A 24,329-nucleotide genomic window follows, 5' to 3' on the forward strand; every position below is an offset into this window, starting at 1 on the left:
CAACCATGTCGCCGCGCCCGGCGACTACGTGCTGCTGGCCATGCCCTTCACGAACGGGATGTTGCCGGCCGCCCTGATAAGCTGCAGGCGCAGCGCCTCGACGATCAGCTCGGCCAGCCGCGACGAGGGGCGGAACGCCGAGCGCAGCAGCGCCACCCGCTGCGGCACCTTGGGCCGGAAGCGCACCAGGGTGCAGCCCTGGTCGCCGGACACGCCGCTGGGCCAGGGGTCGATCAGGGCGATGCAGCGCCCGGCATTGGCGGCGGCATAGGCCACGGTCGAGCTGTTGGCCTCCATCACCACGTGCATGGCCACGCCCGCCGCCTCGAAGCATTCGCGCACCAGGTGGCTGGCGGGCGTTGCCGGATCGAGGCTGATCAGCGGCTGACCATCGAGGTCGCGCGGGGTCACGAACTCGTAGCCGGCAAGCGCGTGGCCGGGCGGCACGACGGCGACGATCTCGCTTTCGCCGATGATCTCGATGCGCAGGTCGCGGTCGGTCACCGGCGCATGCACCAGGCCCAGATCGACGCTGTGATGGATCGTGGCGTCGATCACCTCGGCGCGCGATCCGGTCACCACCTTGAAGGTCAAGTTCGGCAGCTTCTGCTGCAGGCCCATTGCGGTCTGCACCACCAGCGAGGCGGCCAAGGTCGGAATCGCCGCGATCGACAGCTGCCCGGCCTCGCCCGAGCGCAGGTCATCGACGCGGTCGCGGAACACCGAGACATGGGCGAAGAGCCGCCCCGCCTCGTCGTAGAGCCGCGCCGCGTCCTGGGTCGGCACCAGCCGCCGCCGCTGCCGGCCGAACAGCGACAGGCCGACATCCTGCTCGAACTCGGCCAGCGCCTTGCTGACGGCCGGCTGCGTCACGCCCAGCCGGTTGGCCGCGGCGGTGATGTTGCGGGTCTCGAAGACGACCCGGAAAACCTCGAGCAGGCGCAGATTGAGCCGCTTCATGACAAATTGGTTATCAAGTCCGCATCAAAAGTCATTAGACAGAATGGTTAGCGCACGCAAGTTTTGCCGCATCCAAGTGCGAGCTGGAAAAGGCAAACCATGCTGCTGTTCGAGAAGGCGGAGTATCTGGCGCGGGTCGCGCGGGTGAAGGCGGCGATGACGCAGCAGGGCCTCGACATCCTGCTGATCGCCTCGCCGGCGAACCAGTTCTGGCTGACCGGCTATGACGGCTGGTCGTTCTACACGCCGCAGATGGTTGCGGTCAGCCTGCAGCAGGAGGAGCCGATCTGGATCGGCCGCAAGATGGATGCGGTCGGCGCGAAGTTCACCGCCTTCCTGGCCGACAAGAACGTGATCCCGTACCCCGACCACTATGTCGGCTCGGCCGATCTGCACCCCATGCAGTTCGTGGCCGAGGAATTGCAACGGCGTGGCTGGGATCGCGGCCGCGTCGGCGTCGAGACCGACGACTACTACTACACAGCGAAGTGGGATGCGATCCTGCGCAAGAACCTGGCCAACTGCGAGTTCGTCGACGCCTTCCTGCTGGTCAACCGGTGCCGGATGGTGAAGTCGGAACGCGAGCTCGACTACATGCGCCAGGCCGGCCAGATCGCGGCGGCCGCGCAGCAGGCGGCGTTCGACACCGCCGAGCCCGGCGTGCGCCAGTGTGACGTGATGGCCGAGGTCTACCGCGTGACCACGGCCGGCCTGCCGGGCTTCGGCGGCACGTTCCCGTGCAAGCCGCCCAACGCCATGGTGGGCGAGATCTGCTCCGCGCCACACCTCTCCTGGAGCGATGCGCCGCTGGTCGAGGACGACCTGTTCTACATCGAGCTGGGCGGCATCCGGCACCGCTACCACTCGCCGCTGTCGCGCTGCATCTACCTGGGCAAGCCCAGCGAGCGCATCGAGTTCATCGGCAAGGTGATCGCCGAGGGGCTGAACGCCGTGCTCGACAAGGTCCGCCCCGGCGTCGTCTGCGAGGAGCTGGCGGCGGTCTGGAAGGCCGTGATCGCGCGCTACGGCATCGAGAAGGACAGCCGCATCGGCTATCCCGTGGGCATCGGCTTTCCGCCGACCTGGGGCGAGCTGACGGCCAGCCTCCGCGCCGGCGACCGCACGGTGCTGGAGCCCAACATGACGTTCCACTGCATCCCGGCGATCTGGCTGGAGCAGTACGGGCTGGTGATCTCCGAGACCTTCGCGGTCACGGACAAGGGTGCCGAGTGCTTCGCCTCGTTCCCGCGCACCATCATGGCCAAGGGTTGAGGAGCGACTACGGATGCCTCGTGCTTCACAACTCTCCGCAGCCTTCATGGTGAGCTTGTCGAACCATGAAGGCGTCGCATGGACTGTGGTGCGGCGCTTCATGGTTCGACAGGCTCACCATGAAGCGATCCCCCACTCTCTAGTCAGGCATTGAAGGGACACGCCGTGCCGCGCCTGCTGCAGGGAGGACAGAACCTTTACGGTCATCGGGTCGGCATCCTGATGATCGAGGGCCGCTTCCCGCGGCCGCCGGGCGCGATCGGCAATGCCGCGACCTTCCCGTTCCCGGTGATGCACCATGTGGTGCGGGGCTTCTCGGGCAGCCGCATGGTGCGCGATGTCGGGGCGCTGGACCCCGACAGCCCGGCGTTCCTGGACGCGATCGAGCCCTGGCTGGCCGGCGCGCGCCACCTCGAGGACCAGGGATGCCGCGCGATCACCACGTCGTGCGGTTTCGCGGCGCTGCTGCAGCGGCACTTGCTGGAAGCCGTGTCGGTGCCGGTCTTCGCCTCCTCCCTGATGCTGGTCCCGTTCGTCGCCGCCACGTTGCGCCCGACGCGCCGGGTCGGCGTGGTCACGGCCGAGGCGGCAAGCCTCTCCGCGCGGCACCTGCGCGCGGTCGGCATCGATCCCGCCACCATCCACGTCATCGGCATGGAAGGCTGCCCGGAGTTCGCCGCCACCGCCTGGCAGGACCGTTCCTCGCTCGACCTCGACGCCGCCGAGGCGGAGGCGGTCGATGTCGCACGGCGCCTGGTCGCGGCGGCGCCGGACACCGGCGCCATCCTGCTGGAATGCTCGCTGCTGCCGCCCTATGCGGCGGCGATCCAGGAAGCGGTGGGCCTGCCGGTGTTCGATTTCACGCATCTGGTGTCGCTGGCCCACAGCGCCTGCGCCCGCACGCCGTTCGCGGGCCTGCTGTGATGATGCGGCGCCTGGGCACCATGCTGTACCCCATCGCCACGCTGGTGGCGCTGGTCGTGATCTGGTACGCGGCCGTCAAGCTGTTCCACGTGCCGGCCTACCTGCTGCCGCTGCCGGGCGATGTCATCGAGCGCATCCGGGAAGATTTCTGGTTCCTGCTGCACCACAGCTGGATCACGACCGGAATCACGCTGGGCGGCTTCGTGCTGTCGATCGTGATCGGCGTGCCGCTGGCGATCGTGCTGGTCGCCTCCAAGACGCTGGAACGGGCCGTGATGCCGTGGCTGATCCTGAGCCAGACCTTCCCCAAGGTGGCGCTGGCGCCCCTGGTCGTGGTCTGGTTCGGCCTGGGACTGGGGCCCAAGCTCGTCGTCACCTTCCTGGTGGCCTTCTTCCCGGTGCTGGTGTCCACCATCGTCGGCCTGCGCAGCATCGAGCGCGAGATGATCGAGCTGGCCCGCGCCGTGCGCGCCAGCACGCTGCAGACCTTCTGGCATTTCCGGCTGCCGCTGGCGCTGCCCAACATCTTCGCCGGCATGAAGGTCTCGGTCGCCTTCTCGGTCGTGGGCGCGGTGATCGCCGAGTGGGTCGGGGCCAATGCCGGCCTCGGCTACCTGCTGCTGCAGGCCAACGCCAACCTCGATACCGGCCTGCTGTTTGCGGTGCTGGTGGCGCTGATGGTCATCGGCGTGGTGCTCTACTACGCCGTCGAGCTGGTCGAGCGCCTCGTCATCCCCTGGCACAGCACCATCCGCCTGCAGAACCCGACAGCGTGAACACGAAGGCCGACCACCGCCGTGGTCGGCCTTCCGGCAACAGCGATACAGCAACAGGGAGAAGGTCATGACACAGCTCACACGGCGCGGCCTCGTCGTCGGTGCCGGGACAGCCGCGCTGGCGATGCCGTTCATCAGCCCGGCCAGGGCCGCGACGCCGATCAGCTTCCGGCTCGATTGGTCGATCTACGGCTCGCATGCGCCGTTCTACCTGGCGCTGGAGGAGAAGCTGTTCGAGAAGGCGGGCCTGGATGTCAGCATCGGCGAAGGCCAGGGCTCGGCCACGGTGGCCAAGATCGTGGGGCAGGGCAACGACCCGATCGGCTTCGTGGACTTCACCAGCACCATCCGCGCGGTCGAGCAGGGCATCCCGCTGATGGCGATCGGGCGCGTGATCTCCAACGTGATGTGCATCATCAGCCACGCCGATGCCGCCGTGCGCGCGCCCAAGGACCTGGAAGGCAAGGTCATCGCCTACGCGCCGTCGGAGAGCACCGGCCAGATGATGCCGGCGCTGCTGCAGCGCGCCAGCGTCGATGCCGGCAAGGTCAACGTCCTGAACCCGGCCACCGGCGCCAAGAACGCGGTGTTCCTGCAACGCCGCGCCGATGCGATCCCGGCCAACGTCAACGTCCAGATCGCGCAGCTCGAGGAGCAGGGGGCCAAGCTGCACTATTTCCTGTTCAGCGATTTCGGCGTCGAGATGATGAACAACGGCCTGGTGGCCAATGCCAACTGGCTGCAGAAGAACGGCGACGCCGCCAAGGCCTTCGTGCGCGTCTCGCTGGACGCCTTCAACGCGGCCAAGGCCAATCCGGACAAGGCCATCGACCTGCTGATCAAGCGCCTGCCGCATCAGGCGCGCAACAAGAACGTGCTGCAGCGCCAGCTCGAGCTCACCTTCCCGTCGCTCGAGACGCATGCCACCAAGGGCAAGCCGCTGGGCGTGATGGTCGAGGACGACTGGCGCATCACGCAGGAGCTGCTCGTGAAGTACGGCGGCCTGCCCAAGGCGGTGGAGCCGGGCAAGCTGTACACGAACCGGTTCGTCGAGGCCTAGCGCGCCATGGCGCAGCCGATCACGATAAGCGGCGTGTCCAAGACGTTCGGCAGCGGCACGGCCGGCGTCCAGGCGCTGCAGGACGTCGACCTGGAGGTCGCCGCCGGCGAGTTCGTCGCCATCGTGGGCGCCTCGGGCTGCGGCAAGTCGACATTGCTGCGGCTGGTCGGCGGCCTGGCGCCGCCCACGTCCGGCCGCATCGAGATCGGCGGCAAGCCGGTCGTCGAGCCCAGCCCGGGCATCGGCATCGTGTTCCAGACGCCGGTGCTGCTGCCGTGGCGCACCGTCGAGCAGAACGTGCAGCTGCCGCTGGTGATCCAGCGCAGCGGCGATGCCGCGCAGCGCATCCAGGACCTGCTCGAGCTGGTCGGGCTGCGCGGCTTCGAGCGCCGCCGGCCGTACGAGCTGTCGGGCGGCATGCAGCAGCGCGTGGCCCTGTGCCGGGCGCTGGTGACCGACCCGTCGCTGCTGCTGATGGACGAGCCGTTCGGCGCGCTGGATGCGCTCACGCGCGAGCAGATGAACCTGGAGCTGCAGCGCATCTGGCTCGAGACCGGCAAGACCGTGCTGCTGATCACCCACAGCATCACCGAGGCGGTGATGCTGGCCGACCGCGTCGTGGTGATGACGCCGCGGCCCGGCCGCATCCGCGAGATCATCGAGGTCAAGCTGCCGCGGCCGCGCGACTTCTCGGCCCTGCGCGATGCGGCCTTCCATGAGGCCTGCGAGCGCATCCGGATGCTGATGAACGCATCAGGGTTTGTGGAGTAGCCGCGTGACAATCCTTCCTACGGATATCGCCGCCCATCGTCCCGTCGTCATGGGCGATGGCGGCATGGTCGTGGCCGGCCATCCGCGTGCCGCCGAGGCCGGCGCCGCCCTGCTGCGCAGCGGCGGCAACACCATGGACGCCGCGATCGCCGCGGCCGCGACATTGGCCATCGCGATTCCGTTCATGAACGGGCTGGGCGGCGACGCCATCGCGCTGCATGCCGGCGCCGACGGCGACGTGACCGCCATCAACGGCTCCGGCGCCACGGCGCGCGCGGCGAGCGTCGCTGCCTTGCGTGCGCAAGGGCTCGCGGCGCTGCCGCAGCGCGGGCCGCTGGCGGTGAGCGTGCCCGGCGTGGTCGCGGCCTGGGGCGAGGCGCTGGAACGCTTCGGCACGCGCCCGTGGGCCGAGGTCCTGGAGCCCGCCATCGCGCTGGCCGAGCACGGCGTGCCGCTCGATGCCTCGGCGATCGCCTTCTTCAACGGCGCCGAATATGCCGAGCTGGTGCGCGACTTCCCGGCCCTGGGCGCCGCCTTCGGCGCGCCCGGCCGCCGCCGCCTCGGCGAGCGCCTGAAGCAGCCGCAGGCGGCGCGGACGCTGCGGCTGCTGGCGCGCCACGGCTGGCGCGCGTTCTACGCCGGCGATCTGGCGCGGGAATGGCTGGACGATGCGCGCGGCCAGGGTGTCCTGCTCGACGGCGATGACCTCGCAGCGCACGCCACCCTGTTCGCGCCGGCCCTGTCGACCGCCTGGCGCGGCCGGCAGGTGCACGTGGCGCCGCCCAATTCGCAAGGCCTGGCGCTGCTGGCGATGCTGGGCCTGGCCGAGGCGCAGCCGGCGCCGCCGCCGGCCGACGGCTCGGATCCGCTGATCGATCCGCTGGCGCACCTGGCGCGCAAGACGGCCGCCTTCGCCATGCGCGATGCCTGGTGCGCCGACCCGCGGCGCGTGGCGCTGCCGGCCGACCTGCTGGCGCCTGAGCGGCTGCGGCTCCTGCCGCTGGACGCACGGCCGACGATGAGCCGCGCCGGCGGCGGCGACACCTCGACCCTGGTCGTGGTGGATGGCGCCGGCCGCGCCGTCTCCTGGGTGCAGTCGCTGTTCGAGTCGTTCGGCTCGGGCGTCGTCTGCCCGCGCCACGGCCTGGTGCTGCACAACCGCGCCATGCTGGAAAGCCTGGATGACGATCCGGTCCGCGGCCTGCGCGGCGGCACGCGGCCGTTCCACACGCTCTGCCCGGCGCTGGTGACGGACGATGCAGGCGTTGCGCTGGCGATCGCGACCCCGGGCGACCATGGCCAGCCGCAGTCGCTGTTCCAGGTGATGCGCCGGCACTATGAGCAGGGCCTGGACATCCAGGCGGCCATCGAGTGGCCGCGCCTGCGTCACGACGAAGGCCGCGAGGTGATGCTGGAGGCGCGCTGCCCGCCGGCGTGGGATGCGGCGCTGGCCGCGTCAGGCTGGACGGTGCGGCGGGTCGACGGCTGGTCCCGCCTGATGGGCGGCGTCAACGCCGTCGTGCGCCGCGACGGGCTGCTGATGGGCGGCGCCGACCCGCGCCGCTCCTGCTACGCCATCGCGGTGTAGGGTCAGCTCTTATGCGGCTTGGGCGCTACGGCGACGCAGGTCGTCGAGCGCGGCTGCGATGTGCTCCGGATGCATCGACGCGTGCTCGATCTCCCATAGCCACGGCGTGCCATCCGGCCCGTAGTGGATGACAAGGTCTTCACCCGCATCTTCTCCGCCGATCTGGCTCGGATCGCCCTTGCCCTCCGCGGGCCACGGGCGAACCTCGATCGCCATCGTGTCCGTTTCCGGGTAGTATCGAATGGTGGGCTCGATGATCATGGCTCGAAGCTGCGATCCAGTGGTCCGACTCTGCGACTGATCATTACGTAGGGTCACCGCTTCTTCAATGCATCAGTCACTGTCATCCCGAGCGTAGCGAGGGATCTTTCCGAACGACGCACCGTGCGCATTCTCGGAAAGATCCCTCGCTACGCTCGGGATGACAGCTGTGGCGTTGATCACGTCAGCCGTTCCTCGCGGCCGCGCACGAGCTGCGACAGGGCCACGGCCACGATCAGGGCGGCACCGTAGAAGAGGTCCTGGACATAGGTCGAGACGCCCAGGATCGACAGGCCGGTGATGCCGGTGACCAGGAAATAGACCGCCACCACCGAGCCGATGGCGTTGAAGCGGCCGGGCACGATGCTGGTGGCGCCCAGGAAGGCGGCGGCGAAGGCCGGCAGCAGGTAGGTCATCCCGGAGCTGGGATCGGCGGCGCCGGTGGTGCCGGCATAGAGGACGCCGGCCAGCCCGCCCAGACCGGCCGATGCGACCAGCGCGCCGAACCGCACGCGGTCGACCTTGATGCCCGACAGGCGCGCGACCTCGCGGCCGCGGCCGACGAAGAGCAGGCGCTGCCCGACCGCCGTGTGGCCGAAGACGTACCAGATCACGAGCGCGACGATCAGGGCGTAGTAGAACGCCAGCGGGATGCCGAACAGCCGCGTGGCGATCACCGCCGTCACCAGCGTGAGGTCGATGCCGCTGATGGTCTGCGAATCGGAGAACCACAGCGTGACGCCATGCATGAACGTGCCCATGCCCAGCGTCACGATCAGGGAGTGGATGCGGAAATAGAGGATGATGGCGGCGTTGGCCACGCCGACCAGCAGCGCCACCAGCAGGGCGGCCAGGATCGCCGCCCCGATCGGCCAGCCATGGGTGACGTTGAGCACCGCCACCAGCATGGAGGACGTGGTCAGCACGCTGGCGACCGACAGGTCGTAGTCGCCGGCCGTCAGCGGGATGATCAGGCTGAGCGTGACCACGACCAGCACCGCCTGCGAGCCGAAGATGGTCGAGAAATTGGCCCAGGACAGGAAGACTTCCGGCCGGATGGCGCCGAAGATGGCGATGACGGCCAGCCACGCCACGATCAGGCCGTAGCGCTCGCCGCGGTCGATCCATACCTGGCCTTTGTCGGGGCCTTGCGCCGCGCGGTTGGCGTCCTCTCGCTTGGCCGACGTCATGGTCACGAAACGCTCCCGGTGGTGTCGCCGAACGACGCGTAGCAGCGCTCCGCGATCGCCGGCTTGGAGATGGCATCGCCCTCGAGGCTGGCGACGATCCGGCCGCGCGACAGCACGATCACGCGGTCACAGATCGCGGCCAGCTGCTCGTGGTCGGAGCTGGCGCACAGCACGGCGGTGCCCTGGTCGCTCATGTCGCGGATGATCCTGAAGATCTGCTCGCGGGCGCCAATGTCGACGCCCTGTGTCGGTTCGTCCAGCAGGATCAGCCTGGGGGCGGTCTGGAACCATTTCGCCAGGACGACCTTCTGCTGGTTGCCGCCCGAGAGATGCGCCATCAGGCGCGACGGATCGCGCGGCCGCACGTCGAAAGTCTCGGCCAGGGCGCCGGCGATGCGGTTCATGCCGCGCGCCGATATCGCCCAGCCGCCGCGCTGGCGGCCGAGCACGGGCAGGCTGGCATTGTCGGCCACCGTGAGCGTGCCGACCACGGCGTCGCTCTGGCGGTCGCCGGGAATGAGGACGATGCCGGCCGCGATCGCCGCGTCGGGCGTCAGCTGCGCCAGCTCGAGCGTCGTGCCGGATATCGTCAGCCGTCCGGCCAGCGCCCGGGTGGCGCTGTAGGCCAGGTGCACGACCTCGTCGTAGCCGGAGCCGATCAGGCCGGTCAGGCCCACGATCTCGCCGCGGCGCACGGTGATCGAGACGTCATCGACGATCGCGCCGCGCAGGCCCTCGATGCTGACGGCGTCGCCGCCCGGGGCGCGGCGCGGCGCGCGCATGGCGTCGAGATCGACGCTGCGGCCGACGATGGCGCGCACGATATCGGCCTTCCGCGTCGCGGCGGTGCGCAGCGTGTCCGCGACCCGCCCGTCGCGCAGCACGGTGATGCGGTCGGTGATGTCCATCACCTCGTCGATGTCGTGCGATACGAAGAGCACGCTGGCGCCCTCGGCGACCAGACCGCGCACCAGCTGGAACAGCTTCTGCACATCGGCGGCCGGCAGGAACGGCGTCGGCTCGTCCAGCACCAGGAGCCGCGTCTGCGTGTCCGGCTGCCGCGTGATCTGGTCGAAGGCGCGCACGATCGCCAGCTGCGCGCGCTCCACGGAGGTCAGCGTCTCGACGGCGGCCGCCGGATCGAGCGTCATGCCGAAGCGCGCGAACAAGGCCTTGGCGCGCTCGGCTTCCCGGGCCCAGGCGATGCGCCAGCGCCCGGCGACCGCATGCTCGCCGATCAGCAGGTTCTCGAGCACGCTCATCGAGGGCACGAGGCCCAGGTGCTGGTGCACGAAGGCGATGCCCAGACGTCGGAAATCGCCCGGCTTCAGCGGCAGGGCCACCGCATGCCCGTTGATCCACAGCCGCGCGCCGGGGTCCGGCGCGTGGAAGCCGGCCAGGATCTTGATCAGCGTCGACTTGCCCGACCCGTTCTGGCCCAGCAGCCCGTGCACCTCGCGCGCGCCGATGGCAAGGTCGACGCCGTCCAGCGCCGTGCTGCCGCCGAACCGCTTCGACAGGTTCTCGATCCTGAGCACCGCCATGGCGTCGGCCGGCGACGCCATGCCCGGCGCGGGCGCTGCATTCACTGAAGCTTCCAGAGCTTGCGGAAGCCGGCCACGTACTCGTCGCCGTAGCCCTTCGAATCGACCGGCGGCTTGCCGGCCGTCGCGGCGTTCGACTTGTCGAAGATCAGCAGCGGGATCTTCGGGTCCTTGATCTCGCCCAGCCCGCACAGGCGGCGCATGTGCGAATCGAGCACGCCATGCGCGATCCAGTCGAGGTTTTCGCCGATATCCATCTCGACCTGGCCGCTCTGCACCAGGCCGATCACGAACGGCGTGCCGTTGAAGGTGCCGATCGGAATGCGGCCCGCCTTGCCCGTGATCGTCAGCGCCGGCAGGACGAACTGCACCATCGAGTCGTAGATCGGCACGATGGCGTTGATCGTCGGGTCGGCCAGCAGGGCCGCCTGCACCGCCGGCTGGATCTTGGTCGCCCATTCCGACACCGGCGCGTCGATCACCGCGTGCTTGCAGGAGGGGCAGTTCTTGGCCATGATCTCCTTGAAGCCGTCCATCATCGAGTCGGTCGACAGCGCGCCGCTGACGATCAGCACCAGCGCGTTGACCTTGCCGCCGGTGCGGCCGATCGCCCACCACCCCAGCAGCTCGCCGGCCCGCTTGTAGTCGATGGGCACGACGCCGTCGGCGCCACCCGGCACCGCCTGCTCGAAGCCTGTCAGGTGCGCGGCGACGACCTTGGAGCCGGCCGCCCGCGCCGCCTTGATCTGCGGCTCGACCGCGCGCGGATCGGCGCCGGCCAGCATCTCGATCAGGTCGAACTTGTTGGAGGCGCCGTAGTTCAGGCCCTGCACCCACTGGGACACCTGTCCCTGGTTCTCCCAAACCTGGAAGTGGAAGCCGATATCCTTGGCCAGCCGCGCCGTCGCCTTGTTGATGGTCGACAGGAACGGGATCGTGCTCGAGGCCGGCACGCTCAGGATCTTCTTGCCGGCCATGCAGGCCTTGGCGTCGAACGGCGCGCCGGGCGCCTCGAACTTCGGGATCGCGCGATAGCGCGCCAGCTCGGCCTCGGCCTTCTTCACGACATCGTCGGCGGCGGCATTTCCGATCATCGCGGCGCAGATCGCCGCGCCCAGCGCGCTTCGTTTCAGGATCGACAAGACCATCGCGGCTCCCCCTTCAAATGCGGCCAGAGTTCGCGTCCGGCATTCGCTTCCACTATGTATACATAGTTCATTCCTTACAATTGAAAATCACGTGTCATTGCCGCGGTTGGCTGCGATGTTCAGCAACCGAAGCGTGCCCACTCTGTTGCAAATGCCGCCGACGGACGTCATGCGCAGACACACGGCATGCCGATTGCACGCCGACGGTCAGCCGGATGATGGGCGCAATGATGGATCGGCTGATAGACTGTTTATGGATTTTGAATCCATGTTACAGTCAAGCAGATCAACGGGGGTTATTGATGCAGACGATCGGTGTAGACGTCGGCGGCACGTTCACGGACCTGGTGTTCTGCGACCTGAAGACCGGTCAGCTCGCGATCCACAAGGTGTCGACGACGCCGCATGATCCGTCCGAGGGCGTGCTGGCCGGCATCCGCGAGCTGTGCCAGCAGAACCGCATCGACCCGGGCGGCATCCGCTACGTCTTCCACGGCACCACGACGGCGACCAATTCAGTGCTCGAGAACAAGGGCGCCAAGGCCGGCCTGATCACCAACCAGGGCTTTCGCGATATCGTCCATATCGGCCGCCACCAGCGCGTTGAGCACTACTCGATCATGCAGGAGCTGCCCTGGCAGTCGCGCCCGCTGGTGCAGCGGCGCTACCGCAAGACCGTGGGCGGCCGCCTGGCGCCGCCGACCGGGCAGGAGCTTGAGCCCCTGGACGAGGCTGGTGTGCGCCGCGCGGCGCAGGAGCTGAAGGCGGAAGGCGTCGAGTCGGTCGCGATCTGCTTCCTGTTCTCCTACCTCAATCCCGCGCACGAGCTACGGGCCAAGGCGATCGTGCAGGCCGAGATGCCCGACGCGTTCGTGACCACCTCTTCGTTCGTGTCGCCGCAGTTCCGCGAGTTCGAGCGCTTCACGACGGCATCGCTGGCGGCCTTCATCGGGCCCAAGGTCGAGCGCTACATCGACCATCTCGACAAGGCCCTGAGCGACAGCGGCATATCCGGTGATCTGCGGATCATGGCGTCCAACGGCGGCGTCGCGACGCCTGCCATGGTGAGCGAGAAGCCGACGTTGACCCTGCTCTCGGGGCTGGCGGCCGGCGTGCTGGGCGGCGCCTGGGTCGGCGAGCTGGTGGGCCGCCGGCGGCTGATCACCTTCGATATCGGCGGCACCAGCGCCGATATCGGCATCATCGTCGACGGCAAGTTCGCGGAGACCGACGCGCGCTCGACGTCGATCGCGGGCTTCCCGCTGCTGATGCCGATGCTCGACATCCACACCATCGGCGCCGGCGGCGGCTCGATCGCCTATGTCGATCGCGGCGGCGCGTTCCGCGTCGGCCCGCAAAGCGCCGGCGCCGTGCCCGGGCCGGCTGCCTATGGCCGCGGCGGCGACCAGCCGACGGTGACCGACGCCAACCTGGTCCTCGGGCGCCTCGATGCCAACGACTTCCTGGGCGGCAGCATGGCGCTGGACGCCGAGGCATCGCGCCGCGTCATCGGCGGCCTGGCGGCGCAGCTGGGCCTGCCGCTCAACGACGCGGCCGAAGGCGTGCTCACCATCCTCAACGCCAACATGGCCAACGCGATCCGCTCGCGCACGGTCCAGAAGGGCATCGATCCGCGCGGCTTCGCGCTGGTGGCGTTCGGCGGCGCCGGCCCGCTGCACGGCGCCGAGGTGGCGGCCATGCTGGGCATCCCCGAGGTGATCGTGCCGCCGCATCCGGGCATCACGTCGGCCGTCGGGCTGCTCACGACCGACCTGAAATACGACACCATCCGCACCCAGTTCCAGGTGTCGGACGCGGTCGATGTCGACCGGCTCAACCGCGACTGCCTGGACATGCAGGCCGAGCTCGCCCGCCAGTTCGAGGCCGACAAGATCCCGGCCGCGGACGTCACCTGGCAGCGTGTCGGCGACCTGCGCTATGTCGGCCAGGGCTACGAGCTGAAGATCCCGCTGCCGGGCGGCACGATCGACGCGGCAGGCCTGGCCGGGATATGGGACGCCTTCCACAAGGCGCATGCCGCCGAGTATGGGCATGCCTTCGAGGCCAGCCCGATCGAGATCGTCAACGTGCGGGTCAGCGGCATCGGCGCCATGCCCAAGCTGACGCGGCCGCCGGCGCCTGCCGGCGGCTCGCTCGACGCGGCGCGCCTGCGCACCAGCGCCTGCGTCTTCCGTGTCGACGGCACCCTGAAGAGCTTCGAGACACCAGTCTACCAGCGTGCCAAGCTGCCGGTCGAGGAACGCTTCGAAGGGCCGGCGATCATCCTGCAGAAGGACAGCACGACCGTCGTGCCGCCGCGCACGACGGCCATGGTCGACACCTCGGGAAGCATCATCATCACGCTGGGAGACCGGTCATGAACGTCCACGCTGCCCTGCGCCCCAAGGCGGACGCCAAGACGCGGATCGATCCGGTGACGGCGGCCGTGATCCACGGCGCCCTGGAGAACATCGCGATCGAGATGGGGCACAAGCTCATGCGCATGAGCTACTCCTCGATCATCCGCGAGTCCGAGGATTTCGGCGCGGCGCTGACCGACGCCGAGGGCCGGCAGCTCTGCGAATGCAAGATGTCGACGCCGCTGCAGTCCGGGCCGATCCCGGGCTACATCCGCGGCATCCTCAAGATCATGGCGGCGCGCGGCGAGACGGTGCGTCCCGGCGACGTCATCATGCACAACGATCCCTATGGCGGCGCCAGCCACGGGCCGGATGTCGGGTTCTGCGTGCCGGTGTTCCTCGACGGCGCCCTGATCGGCTTCTCGGTGACCACGGCGCATCACCTCGACATCGGCGCGCTGTCGCCCGGCAGCTGCGGCATCGTCGATGCCGTCGACACCTATGCCGAAGGCCTGCAGTTCAAGGCCATCAAGGTGGTGTCCGAAGGCCGCCGCAACGAGGCGGTCTGGCACATGCTGCGTGACAACATCCGCGCCTCCGACCTGGTGGTCGGCGACATGGAGGCGCAGGTCAAGGCGGCCGAGATCGGTGCCGGCCGCTACCTGGCGCTGGTGCAGCAATACGGCCTGGCCACGGTCAACGCCGCCTACGAAGACCTTATGGATTACTCCGAGCGGCTGATGCGCGATGCGATCCGCGCCCTGCCGGACGGCGACTACACCGCGACCACGCATTTCGACGGCTACCTGGACGATCCCGATCCGGCGCGGCGCGAGCTGCCGATCACGGCCACGATCCGGGTGCGCGGCGACAGCCTGGTCGTCGACCTCACCGGCACGGCGCCGCAGGTGCCGGACAAGCCCATCAACATGCCGCTGGAGGGCACCGTCGACTGCGCCGTGTGGCTCACGATCCGCTCGATCCTGCTCGACAGCGTCACCTACGGCAACATCCCGCAGAACTCCGGCCTGACGCGGCCGATCGAGATCATCGCGCCCAAGGGGACGCTGACGAACCCGATCTTCCCGGCGCCCGTGATCGCGCGCTTCTGCCCCGGCAATGCGCTGGCCGACACGGTGATGAAGGCGCTGGCCCAGGCGGTGCCGACGCAGGTCTCAGCCGGCATCGGCAATCTGCGCGTGATCGCCTTCTCGGGCCTCAACGAGGGCAAGCACTGGGTGCACATGGAGATCCTCGAAGGCAGCTATGGCGGGCGCCACGGCCTGGACGGCATGGACGCGGTCGACACGCTCTACGCCAACACCCGCAACAACCCGATCGAGGACATCGAATCGCACCTGCCGATCCGGGTCGACCGCTACGAGCTGCGCGACAACACGGCGGCGCCCGGCCAGTGGCGCGGCGGCATCGGCACGGTGCGCGAGTTCACCTGCCTGGCCGATGGCGGCTTCTCGGTCGAAGGCGACGGCCATCGCTTCCGTCCCTGGGGCTTCGACGGCGGCACCGACGGCCACACCGCGTCGCTCACGCTGGTCGACAAGTCGGGCGCCCAGACGCCGCTGGTCTCGAAGGTGCCGTATCATAAGGTCAAGGCCGGCGATCACCTGGTGTCGTTCGGCCCGTGCGGCGGCGGCTACGGCGACCCGCTCAAGCGCGATCCGCAGGCGGTGCTGTTCGACGTGCTGGAAGGCTACATCTGCGCCGAGCAGGCCAAGACCGACTACGGCGTGGTGATCAGCGGCAAGTCGCTCGACGCTGCCGCCACCACCGCCGAGCGCGCGCGCCGGGCGTGATTTTTTCGGACCGCGGGCGTCCACGCCCGCATTGGCGCGCAAGCGCCAACTGTTTCGCTCTACGCTTCGCTTCGAGCGATGCGGGCGTGGACGCCCGCGGTCCGAAAAAAGATCACCCGTCGATGAACTCCTTCCAGCGGCGCACCAGATAGGTGTGCTCGTCCATGAAGGTGTTCCAAACCCGCACGGTGGACATGCGCTCCATGTGGGCGCCACCTTCGCGGGTCTCGCCGGGCGCGATGCAGGGCTGGCCGAAGGGATCGCACAGCGGCGTCTCGGCCGGCCGGCCCTCGTACCAGTAGGCCCATTCCTCGGGCGCGAGATGGTGGCGGACGCGGTCGGGGAAGGTGGCGTAGTAGCCCTGGCGCGCCAGGCACGCGCCCGGCCAGCCGCCATGCCACCAGTTCAGGTAGGCATAGGCCGCCTCCAGGACGTCGCCGGCGGCGGCGGCCGAGATGCAGAGATCGGCGTGCCAGCCGCGGCTGCCCTCGCGCGGCGTGGCGATGCAGGCGGGCAGGCCCAGGCTCTTCAGCCGGGTCAGCGCCGGCCACAGCATGCTCTGCACGACAACGCCGCCGCGCTGCATCAGCCGGGCCGCGTCCTCGTAGTTGATCCAGGTGCCCTTGAAATGGCCGATCTTCTTCTTGCGGATCAGCAGGTCGGCCACATGGTCGATCTCCTCGATCGACAGATTGCCGATATCGCCGAACACGATCCCTTCGGCGGCCTCGACCGCCAGCGCCGCCTCGATGATGCCCAGCACGGGGTGGGCCGTGATGGCGGCACGCCCGTGCCAGCGCGGATCGAGCAGCCAGCTCCAGCTCTCGGGCTGCGGTCCCAGGGTGTCGCGGATCGGCCGCAGGTAGCCGAAGGCATCGACGCCGTGGATGGAGGGCAGCATGGAGATGCGGTTCGACGGCGTGCGGCCCAGCCGGCCGTCCTTCTGCAGGAACAGCTTGTCGAACACCGTGGCCAGCGCCCGGCCGCTGCCGGCCGAGGCCATCGCCTTGATCTCGGCGCCGTGCGTGATGCGCTCGAGCTCGATCGCCTGCACCGCGCGCGCCGTCCAGATCAGGTCGATCGTGTGCCACTGGTGGTAGACGTCGAAGCTGTCGGGTCGGGTGACGGTGCGCTGCAGCCCCTCGATGCCGTCGATCAGCTCGAAATCGATGTCGACGTCGAGATCGCGCCGCGCCTGGGCCTGGATCGGCGGCGGCAGGATCTCGCTGCGCCCCACCACCCTGAGCCTCGGCGCACCCTTGCGGCGGCTGCGCGGCCGCATCAGTGGACGCGGATCAGGTAGGGGGCGATCTCGGGCGCGCTGAACACCGACAGCACCTTCAGCCGCGCCCGGGCCCGCTGGTGGTCGGCATCCAGGTGATAGCGCAGCGCCGTCTCGGTGCCGGCGCCGTCCCTCAGGATCAGGTGGTCCAGCACCAGCCGATGCTCCATCAGCATCTCGCTCTCGTCATGCACGCCGATATAGGTGCCGAACAGCCGGTTGACCACCAGCGACAGCTGCGCCAGACGGGCCGCGTCGGCCAGCCGCCGGTTGCGCACCGGCTCGAGGCAGAGGATGTGCAGGTCCGTCTCCAGCACGTCGATCGTCGGCTGCGAGACGGCGGTGCGGTTGTCGAGCGCCTGGCGCACCCGCTCGCGCATCTGCGCCAGCAGCCCGGCATCGAGATGGGGCAGCGCCGAGGCCAGCGCGCTGGGCTCCAGCAGGCGGCGCACGGCGTGCGCGTCGTCGAGCATGCGCGCGCTCAGCGGCCCGGCGATCCAATGCGAGGAGCGATCCTTGCTGATCAGGGCGCGGTCCTGCATGCGCGAGAGCACGTCGCGGATCACCGTGCGGCTGACCGAGAAATGATCGCCCAGCCCGGCTTCCGAGATCTGATAGGTGCCGAACGGCATGCAGTTCAGGATGTCGCTTTCCACCGTCTCGAAGATCCGTTCCCAGGTCGCCTGCGGCGATGGCGGCGACAGCGGGCCGGAGAGGTCGAGATCCAGCGCATGCAGGTTGAGGCGGATCGGCTCGACATCGCGGCCGGCGCCCACGACATAGCCGGTCTCGCGGCTATGGCGCAGGCGCCCTTCCTGCTCGAGCCGCGCCAGCGCCCGCTTGACCGGCGGCCGGCTGACGCCCAGCCGGTCGGCGACCGCGGCCGTGATCAGGCGCGTTCCCGCCGGCAGGCGGCCGCTGTCGATGTTGGCCGCCAGCAGGTCGCGGATCACCTCGTAGTAGGGCCGGTTCGTCGCCAACCTGCTCCGCTCCCGGCGTCAGGCGCCCTGCACCGTCAGCACCAGCTTGCCCGAGACCTGGCGCGAGCCCAGCCGTGCGTACATGTCGGCGACGCGCTCGAAGGGGAAGATTTCCGCGATCGGCATCTTCAGGGTGCCGGCCGCGATCGCCTTCACCACCGCATCGACGCCGTCGCGCCACTGCCGCGAGGCGAAGTCGATATGGCCGAGGTGGAAGCGCGTGAAGGTGAGCGACTTCGGCACCAGCCGGTCCCACAGGTTGGTATACGGCTTGCCCTCGGCCTCGCCGACGCTGACGATGTGCCCCAGCGTGCGGATGGCCTCGAAGCTGCGGTCCAGGATGCTGGCGCCGGTCGAATCGACGACCTTGTCGACGCCCTTGCCGCCGGTCAGCGCCAGCGCTGCGGCGACGAAGTCCGCCTGCGTGCGGTTGACCACCTGCGTTGCGCCGTAGTCCAGCGCCCGCTGCTCCTTGCCGGCCGTGCCGACGGTGCCGATGACGCGCGCGCCGGCCATCACGGCCAGCTGCGTCACCTGCAGGCCCAGCCCGCCGCCCACGGCGTGCACCAGGATGGTCTGGCCGGGGCGCGTGGTGCTGACGGTGTGGAGGATGTTCCAGGCCGTCAGCGACTGGATCGGGAAGGCGGCGCCGACATCCAGGCCGATCTGGTCGGGCAGCCGGATCAGCCGCTCGGCCGGCACGACGCAGCGCTCGGCGAAGCCGCCGGCGCCCTCGCTGAACGCCGCGACGCGGTCGCCGACCTTGAAGCCCGTCACGCCGGGCCCCACCGCGGCGACGTGGCCGGACAGCTCCAGCCCGGCCACGATCGGGTAGCCCTTGGGGTGGGGATAGGTGCCTGAATGCATCATCGTGTCGGCGAAGTTGCAGCCGCCGAAGGCAACGGCGACCACCACCTCGCCGGGCCCGGCGCTGGGCTCGGGCACATCGGCGACGACAAGATCCTCGGCTCGGCCGTTGGGGGATTTCAGGACAATGGCACGCACGTTCAAACCATGACGAAAAGTGTTGTGCGGCCAGATAGGCACATTTTGCGCGAGCCGACCACACCTAACCGATGCCGTGCGCGCCCGGTCGTCAATCGGCGCGCGGCAGGTTGTCGGGCCCGAACGACAGCGGCAGCAGCTCGCCCAGGGTCACGGTGCGTCGCAGGCCGGCGGGACCGCAGACATGGATCGGCAGCGTATCGGTCGCGAACTCGCGCAGGCGCTGGCGGCAGCCGCCGCAGGGCGTCACCAGCGCCTCGCCGGCGCCCATCACAAGCGCCTCGACGATGCGCCGCTCGCCGTCCATCACCATGGCGGCGATGGCCGAGGCTTCGGCGCACCAGCCCTCGGGATAGGCGGCGTTCTCGACGTTGCAGCCGGCATAGAGCCTGCCGTTGGCGCCGCGCAGCACGGCCCCGACGGCGAAGCGCGAGTAGGGGGCATGCGCCCGCACCATCGCCTGGCGGGCCAGCGCGATCATGTCGTCGGAGGGTGGCTCGGTCATCACTGCACCTGTATCTCGCGACTGTCATCCCGAGCGCAGCGAGGGATCTCCCGCGAATGGCGCACCGTGCGTCCCTCGCAGGAGATCCCTCGTGACGCTCGGGATGACAGATGTATCAGCGACCGGGGGTTCCAGGTACCAGTCATCGCAATGACGGTCGGTTCTGCGGGACCGATCCACAAGCTGCCACACCCAAGACGATCGACAAACGCAAGCGGCGTTGGTGATACATGAAGCTGGCCCAACGATCCGTCGGCCAAGAGTTCCCAGGCACCATGTCAAGCTCGCGCCCCGTCGTCACCTTCTCGCTCCTCATCCTTTGCGCAACCCTGTCGCTGGCAGGGACCGATCTGATATTGCCGGCCGTGCCGCAGCTGCCGGCCGTCTTCGCGACGAACGAGGCGACCGCGCAATTGGTGCTTGCCGCCTATGTCGGTGGCAGCGGCTTCGGCCTGCTCCTGTTCGGGCGGCTGGTTGACCGTTTCGAGCGCAAGGCCCTGCTGGTGTCGTCGCTGGCGGCGTTCGCGATCGCTGCGCTCGGCTGTGCCTTTTCACCAAGCATCGGCGTGCTCATCGGGCTGCGGTTCGCGCAGGGGGCCGCTTCTGCCGCCGCGCCGGTGTTTGGTCCCGGCATCATCCGGCAGCTGTTCAGTGACAAGGCCGCCGTCCGGGCGGTCGGATTTCTCGGCAGCGTCGAGTCGCTGGTGCCGGCGCTGGCGCCCATTCTGGGTGTCGCGTTGCTGGCCCATCTCGGATGGCAATCCTCTTTCGAGCTGCTTGCCGCGCTGGCATCGGCGGCCGCCGTCCTGATCGCGATGCTCGGCATGCCGCGCACGCAGCGGGCCCGCGGCGCCCGGGGCGGCTACCTGCAGTTGCTGACCGACCGCGTCTTCATGCGCTATGCGTTGAGCCAGGCCATGACACTGGGCGGCCTGATCACGTTCGTGTTCGGCGCGCCGGCCGTCATCGTCGGAACGATGGGCGGCACGCTCGACGACTTCATCGTCATGCAGGTCGTCAACGTCGCCGGCTTCATCGTGACGGCCAATCTCAGCGCACGCATCGCCGAGCGCCTTGGCGCCGAGCAGGTCATCCTGCTGGGCACCGCGATGGCCGCGGCCAGCGCGCTGGCCTTGCTGGCCTATGGCCTTGCCGGCGGCGCCGACAGCATGATCCTCACGCTCCTGTTCCTGCCGATGGCGATCGGCCTGGGGCTGCGCGGTCCCGTCGGCTTCTATCGTGGTGTTGTCGCCGCCGGCGGCAACGATGCGCGCGGCTCGGCGCTGATCGTCTTCTTCATCTTCATGATGACCACCATGGGCACGGTTCTTGCCGCGCCGATCATCACCAGGGGCCTGCCGGCGCTGGCGCTTGTGGCGAGCGCGATCCACCTGGCGTCGGTCGCCTCGCTCCTCTTGCTTCCCAGGATGCAGGAGACCGTGTCGCAGGCAGCCGACCCACAGCGCTGATTGCCGGCGGCCGTTGCCGGTCGACAGGGAGGGGCGGGCTGGCCGACAAAAGCGATGCACCCGTGAGAGTGCCCGAAGCCACCCCTCGAACCCCCTCCAGTTCCACGGTGTCGGCAATATTGGTTGGAGTATAAGGTATTGAAAAATATTGATAATTACAGATTTCTGCGCTATGGAAGGCGACCGTCGTCGGCTACTGATCTGCACCGGTAGTAAGTGACAGATGCATCTCAACGCAGAGTTGCCAATCAGGTGAGTTCGCGTTATGTTCCTGGTCTCGCGGTTGCAGGGCGAGCTGATTTGACTAAGGTGCGGGCGATGGTGGGGGGGTCTCCGGAATATTCGCAGAAACGATCGGGCGCGTATTTCACACCCGGTGATGTGAGTGCGGCGTTGATCGCTTGGGTCTGCCGCAAACCCACTGACCGTCTGGTCGATCCCTCGTGCGGCGATGGCCAGTTCCTGGCTCTTCACAGCAACAGCGTTGGCATCGAGCAGAACCCGGTCTCGGCGCGTCGTGCATTCGAGCGCGCACCGGGCGCCCTGGTGCACGAGGGCGATTTCTTCACTTGGGCCATCGAAACCCGCGAGCGGTTCGAGTGCGCCGCAGGCAATCCGCCTTTCATTCGGTACCAGACTTTTAAAGGCGAGATGCGGCGTCGAGCACTGAAGCTGTGCTTCGATCTGGGCGCCCGCTTCAGCGGACTGACCTCCTCCTGGGCGCCGTTCATCGTTGCGACCGCCGGCCTGTTGAAGCGCGGCGGCCGCATGGCATTTGTCGTGCCCGCTGAGATCGGCCACGCGCCTTACGCGGCGCCGCTGCTCGACTATCTCGTCGCGTCATTCTCGACCGTGCATATCGTCGCAGTGCGCAAGAAGCTGTTTCCGACGCTCTCGGAGGATTGCTGGCTGCTCTATGCGGAGGACTTCGGCGGCAAGGCCGATGCGATCGACTTGACTGTTGTCGACGAGTTCTTGCCGGGAAGGGCGCCGCCGAAGCCGACCACGAAGGTCAACCTCGAAGAGTGGCGCGCCGTTTGGAACCAGCGCCTGCGTCCGTATCTGCTGCCTGCATCGGTGCGCGGCCTGTATGCCGCTGCGCTCGCTGATCCCTGCACGAAACGGCTGGCCGATTTCGCGGCCGTAGGGATTGGCTACGTTAGCGGCGACAACGACTTTTTTCACCTCAGGCCCTCCGACGCGAAGCGCCTGCAAATCCCGTCCGCGTTTCTACAGCCGTCGCTCCGTAACAGCCGAGCGATGCCAGACAAGCAGATCACTAGGGCCACGGTCGACGACTGGAAACGGAACGACGATCCGGTGTTGTTGCTGAGGCTGACGCGCGATCAGGAGCTTCCGGCCGCCGTGAGTAACTATCTTGACAGCAGTGCCGGCCGCGAGGCGAGGCAAGGATACAAGTGCCGCAATCGCGCACCTTGGTATGCAGTGCCTGATGTCCAGATTCCCGATTTCGTGATGAGCTACATGTCGGGGCGCAACGTGAATCTTGTCAAGAACGCCGCTGGCGTATCCTGTACTAACAGTGTCCACTCGGTCCGGGTGAGAGACCAGGCGCTGGCAAGCAAGCTATTGCCGCAATGGTCGTCGCCCCTCGTGAGGTTGAGCTGCGAGCTCGAAGGCCATGCGCTCGGTGGTGGTATGCTGAAGCTGGAGCCCCGCGAAGCCGGACGAATTGTCTTTCCATCGACAGCAACAATCGGGAAAGCCAATGACAGCGAGTTGGAAGACGCGATAGGATCGCTCCAGCGCTGGCGGCATTATGCCGACTGAATTGGATTGCAAGACTTCCTTCCGGCCGGCTGCAGAGGCCTGTCCGCCAAACGAATCGGTAGCATTCGGCAAGTGCGGCAGAGTTTGCCAACCGCCGCAACGTGAGAGCAGCTAGTGGCCGTCAGACCGTCTACGAAAGCTGAAGCCTGGGTTCTTTTCGACCATATTGTCGCTAACGCGGCGCTTGGCGGGGTATATGGCAATCCGTGGATCATTGGGCCAGACGAACAGCTGCACTTCGATCCAGATTACGAGACACTTGCGCAATTGCTTGGTGTTCCTCTTCACCTGAAGGCGGGAACCCAATCTGGAGTTCCGGCGCTAGCCCTCGATGTATGGCTTAGCTACGAACTTCGCCGGGCAGGCTTCGAAGTGGATCAGGTGTGGCCCAGGCCGACCAACCCTCGTATTCTTCCTGCAGCAGTCGCAGCCTTGATCAAGTCGCTCCCCGCTGGCCTCCGAGGGCAAGTCGCGAATCGCATAGCAAAAAATACGTCGATACCCAATGTTACCTCGTCGTCGGCAGCAATACTCGGAAAGAATTACCTAAAGCAGGTTGATGTAATTATCACGGACTGGGCAACGGGCCCCGAACTGCTTGTTTCAACCAAGCGCATGGACTCTTCGTACGGCAAAAACGCCCCGCATAGGATCGAGGAGTCGTACGGCGACGCCAAGAACTTGCGACTTCGGCATCCGCTCGCAGCCCTGGGCTTCGTTTTTGGCCTCCGCTCTGACATCCTGCAGACGGAGCCCAAGACAGCAGATTGGTTATTCGACCTGCTCGTCAAGCTTGGGCAAGAGGATGATGCGTATCACGCCACGTGTCTCGTCTTAATGGAATATGCAGACGATGCCGCATTGCCAGAGGCTCAGGACGAACCACCCCCAGCTGGAATATTGGAACCCGGACCAGAGCCTGAAGGCGAGGGGGAGGACGTATCCGCTTCAATCCTCGATGCAACAGTCGATCAAATCATCAAGCGTCTTCCGAAGGTAAAAATTCTCAGCGATCGCACACCAACCGAACTTGCGCCCAGCCGTTTTCTAGCTGCGATGGTGATGCGAGTTCTTGGTGCTACACCGGTCAACATGCACGAGGAAGCGCGCCGCCGCCGCGCCGCAGTCTTATCGAAATGATGTGTAGACGATCTGCGGCTGCGCTCGCTAGGGCGCGGAGCACATCCAGACAGGCGCTCGAATCGCAGATCTCGCGAGCTTCTTATATTGTTGTCCGCTGCAGACAGAGACCGAGCGGCGATCCGAACGACATCATCCGCGCGTTTTCGGCCAGCATGGCGAAGTGTCTGTACGATCGTGTCCGTGGCGGTTTCCGGAAGAATAAGATGCTTGGCTTGGCATGCGCAGGTCGATTACCCGCTTGCCAGAACGACCCATCGAGCCGGTTCGTCGGTCAGATAGACGGTTCGGGTCGGAACTTGGGGCATCAGTCCGAGCAGGTTGACCGCGCGGGCGCCGGCAATCTGCGTCATCCGAACCTGCAGGGCAATCGCATTAGAGAAAGAGCTTGCGTTTGAGGGATAGGGGTTAAGGCTGGGTTGGGTTGAGTAGTAGCGTAGGAGTTTGGCGCCATGGAGGAGTCGAGGTCGATTTTCGCCGAACTGGAGG

Annotated in this window: 21 protein-coding genes; 11 read left to right on the forward strand and 10 right to left on the reverse strand. The window is 67.7% G+C overall.

Going from position 1 to position 24,329, the window contains the following annotated elements; genetic code table 11:
- Positions 1-24: 24 nt before the first annotated feature.
- Positions 25-960, reverse strand: a complete 936-nt coding sequence (locus FHP25_RS06675) for a LysR family transcriptional regulator (protein WP_147846117.1) — start codon at positions 958-960, stop codon at positions 25-27.
- Between the two features lie 99 nt (positions 961-1,059).
- On the opposite strand from FHP25_RS06675, the gene FHP25_RS06680 reads away from it, so the two are divergent.
- The 6 genes from FHP25_RS06680 to FHP25_RS06705 all read left to right on the forward strand — a co-directional run bounded on the left by FHP25_RS06680 (position 1,060) and on the right by FHP25_RS06705 (position 7,351).
- Entirely contained in the window at positions 1,060-2,232 is a 1,173-nt protein-coding gene (locus FHP25_RS06680; RefSeq protein WP_147846118.1) for a M24 family metallopeptidase, read from the forward strand.
- A gap of 165 nt (positions 2,233-2,397) precedes the next feature.
- Positions 2,398-3,156 (forward strand): aspartate/glutamate racemase family protein, encoded by a 759-nt coding sequence (locus FHP25_RS06685; RefSeq protein WP_218578232.1) that lies wholly within the window; start codon positions 2,398-2,400, stop codon positions 3,154-3,156.
- Entirely contained in the window at positions 3,156-3,932 is a 777-nt protein-coding gene (locus FHP25_RS06690; RefSeq protein ID WP_147846119.1) for an ABC transporter permease, read from the forward strand. Before FHP25_RS06685 ends, FHP25_RS06690 begins: the two co-directional genes overlap by 1 nt.
- 67 nt (positions 3,933-3,999) lie before the next feature.
- Complete coding sequence (locus FHP25_RS06695) at positions 4,000-4,992, forward strand: ABC transporter substrate-binding protein (RefSeq protein WP_147846120.1); 993 nt, start codon at positions 4,000-4,002, stop codon at positions 4,990-4,992.
- Between the two features lie 33 nt (positions 4,993-5,025).
- On the forward strand, positions 5,026-5,763 hold the full coding sequence (locus FHP25_RS06700; RefSeq protein WP_231712222.1) for an ABC transporter ATP-binding protein: 738 nt from the start codon (positions 5,026-5,028) through the stop codon (positions 5,761-5,763).
- Positions 5,764-5,767: 4 nt separating this feature from the next.
- The gene (locus FHP25_RS06705; RefSeq protein ID WP_147846122.1) at positions 5,768-7,351 is read left to right on the forward strand and encodes a gamma-glutamyltransferase family protein; all 1,584 of its coding nucleotides are present in this window, start codon (positions 5,768-5,770) and stop codon (positions 7,349-7,351) included.
- A 9-nt stretch (positions 7,352-7,360) separates the two neighbouring features.
- Here the strand turns inward: FHP25_RS06705 and FHP25_RS06710 are convergent, their stop codons facing one another.
- The 4 genes from FHP25_RS06710 to FHP25_RS06725 form a co-directional block, all read right to left on the reverse strand.
- Positions 7,361-7,612: a DUF2283 domain-containing protein gene (locus FHP25_RS06710; RefSeq protein ID WP_147846123.1), complete on the reverse strand. Its 252-nt coding sequence runs from the start codon at positions 7,610-7,612 to the stop codon at positions 7,361-7,363.
- A gap of 179 nt (positions 7,613-7,791) precedes the next feature.
- On the reverse strand, positions 7,792-8,802 hold the full coding sequence (locus FHP25_RS06715) for an ABC transporter permease (protein WP_147846160.1): 1,011 nt from the start codon (positions 8,800-8,802) through the stop codon (positions 7,792-7,794).
- A gap of 2 nt (positions 8,803-8,804) precedes the next feature.
- Complete coding sequence (locus tag FHP25_RS06720; protein WP_218578234.1) at positions 8,805-10,391, reverse strand: sugar ABC transporter ATP-binding protein; 1,587 nt, start codon at positions 10,389-10,391, stop codon at positions 8,805-8,807.
- Positions 10,388-11,494, reverse strand: a complete 1,107-nt coding sequence (locus FHP25_RS06725; protein ID WP_147846124.1) for a sugar ABC transporter substrate-binding protein — start codon at positions 11,492-11,494, stop codon at positions 10,388-10,390. Before FHP25_RS06725 ends, FHP25_RS06720 begins: the two co-directional genes overlap by 4 nt.
- A 302-nt stretch (positions 11,495-11,796) precedes the next feature.
- Between FHP25_RS06725 and FHP25_RS06730 the strand changes: the two genes are divergently transcribed.
- Complete coding sequence (locus FHP25_RS06730) at positions 11,797-13,875, forward strand: hydantoinase/oxoprolinase family protein (protein ID WP_147846125.1); 2,079 nt, start codon at positions 11,797-11,799, stop codon at positions 13,873-13,875.
- Complete coding sequence (locus FHP25_RS06735; protein WP_147846126.1) at positions 13,872-15,668, forward strand: hydantoinase B/oxoprolinase family protein; 1,797 nt, start codon at positions 13,872-13,874, stop codon at positions 15,666-15,668. Before FHP25_RS06730 ends, FHP25_RS06735 begins: the two co-directional genes overlap by 4 nt.
- Positions 15,669-15,780: 112 nt before the next feature.
- Here FHP25_RS06735 and FHP25_RS06740 read toward each other — a convergent pair whose 3' ends face one another.
- The 4 genes from FHP25_RS06740 to FHP25_RS06755 form a co-directional block, all read right to left on the reverse strand.
- Entirely contained in the window at positions 15,781-16,908 is a 1,128-nt protein-coding gene (locus FHP25_RS06740) for an ABC transporter substrate-binding protein (RefSeq protein ID WP_178133340.1), read from the reverse strand.
- 41 nt (positions 16,909-16,949) lie between these two features.
- Entirely contained in the window at positions 16,950-17,930 is a 981-nt protein-coding gene (locus tag FHP25_RS06745) for a GntR family transcriptional regulator (RefSeq protein ID WP_147846128.1), read from the reverse strand.
- Positions 17,931-17,948: 18 nt separating this feature from the next.
- On the reverse strand, positions 17,949-18,935 hold the full coding sequence (locus tag FHP25_RS06750) for a quinone oxidoreductase family protein (RefSeq protein WP_147846129.1): 987 nt from the start codon (positions 18,933-18,935) through the stop codon (positions 17,949-17,951).
- A gap of 91 nt (positions 18,936-19,026) precedes the next feature.
- Complete coding sequence (locus tag FHP25_RS06755; protein ID WP_147846130.1) at positions 19,027-19,440, reverse strand: cytidine deaminase; 414 nt, start codon at positions 19,438-19,440, stop codon at positions 19,027-19,029.
- A gap of 275 nt (positions 19,441-19,715) precedes the next feature.
- Here FHP25_RS06755 and FHP25_RS06760 point away from each other — a divergent pair, with 275 nt between their 5' ends.
- The 3 genes from FHP25_RS06760 to FHP25_RS06770 all read left to right on the forward strand — a co-directional run bounded on the left by FHP25_RS06760 (position 19,716) and on the right by FHP25_RS06770 (position 23,840).
- Entirely contained in the window at positions 19,716-20,909 is a 1,194-nt protein-coding gene (locus FHP25_RS06760) for an MFS transporter (RefSeq protein WP_147846131.1), read from the forward strand.
- Between the two features lie 318 nt (positions 20,910-21,227).
- Positions 21,228-22,700: an Eco57I restriction-modification methylase domain-containing protein gene (locus tag FHP25_RS06765; protein WP_147846132.1), complete on the forward strand. Its 1,473-nt coding sequence runs from the start codon at positions 21,228-21,230 to the stop codon at positions 22,698-22,700.
- Positions 22,701-22,814: 114 nt separating this feature from the next.
- Entirely contained in the window at positions 22,815-23,840 is a 1,026-nt protein-coding gene (locus tag FHP25_RS06770) for a hypothetical protein (protein WP_147846133.1), read from the forward strand.
- Positions 23,841-24,073: 233 nt separating this feature from the next.
- On the opposite strand, the gene FHP25_RS41305 is transcribed toward FHP25_RS06770, so the two are convergent.
- On the reverse strand, positions 24,074-24,329 hold a 256-nt coding region (locus FHP25_RS41305; RefSeq protein WP_218578235.1), incomplete at its 5' end, for a DUF6088 family protein.

This window comes from Vineibacter terrae, assembly GCF_008039615.1.
In the GTDB taxonomy this organism is placed as follows: Bacteria; Pseudomonadota; Alphaproteobacteria; order Reyranellales; family Reyranellaceae; genus Vineibacter; species Vineibacter terrae.

What these genes read in the sequence shown, in the direction of transcription:
- FHP25_RS06675 (WP_147846117.1), bottom strand. Translation starts at nt 960, where the DNA reads ATGAAGCGGCTCAATCTGCGCCTGCTCGAGGTTTTCCGGGTCGTCTTC.
- FHP25_RS06680 (WP_147846118.1), top strand. Translation starts at nt 1,060, where the DNA reads ATGCTGCTGTTCGAGAAGGCGGAGTATCTGGCGCGGGTCGCGCGGGTG.
- FHP25_RS06690 (WP_147846119.1), top strand. Translation starts at nt 3,156, where the DNA reads ATGATGCGGCGCCTGGGCACCATGCTGTACCCCATCGCCACGCTGGTG.
- FHP25_RS06695 (WP_147846120.1), top strand. Translation starts at nt 4,000, where the DNA reads ATGACACAGCTCACACGGCGCGGCCTCGTCGTCGGTGCCGGGACAGCC.
- FHP25_RS06710 (WP_147846123.1), bottom strand. Translation starts at nt 7,612, where the DNA reads ATGATCATCGAGCCCACCATTCGATACTACCCGGAAACGGACACGATG.
- FHP25_RS06715 (WP_147846160.1), bottom strand. Translation starts at nt 8,802, where the DNA reads ATGACGTCGGCCAAGCGAGAGGACGCCAACCGCGCGGCGCAAGGCCCC.
- FHP25_RS06725 (WP_147846124.1), bottom strand. Translation starts at nt 11,494, where the DNA reads ATGGTCTTGTCGATCCTGAAACGAAGCGCGCTGGGCGCGGCGATCTGC.
- FHP25_RS06730 (WP_147846125.1), top strand. Translation starts at nt 11,797, where the DNA reads ATGCAGACGATCGGTGTAGACGTCGGCGGCACGTTCACGGACCTGGTG.
- FHP25_RS06735 (WP_147846126.1), top strand. Translation starts at nt 13,872, where the DNA reads ATGAACGTCCACGCTGCCCTGCGCCCCAAGGCGGACGCCAAGACGCGG.
- FHP25_RS06755 (WP_147846130.1), bottom strand. Translation starts at nt 19,440, where the DNA reads ATGACCGAGCCACCCTCCGACGACATGATCGCGCTGGCCCGCCAGGCG.
- FHP25_RS06760 (WP_147846131.1), top strand. Translation starts at nt 19,716, where the DNA reads ATGTCAAGCTCGCGCCCCGTCGTCACCTTCTCGCTCCTCATCCTTTGC.
- FHP25_RS06765 (WP_147846132.1), top strand. Translation starts at nt 21,228, where the DNA reads ATGGTGGGGGGGTCTCCGGAATATTCGCAGAAACGATCGGGCGCGTAT.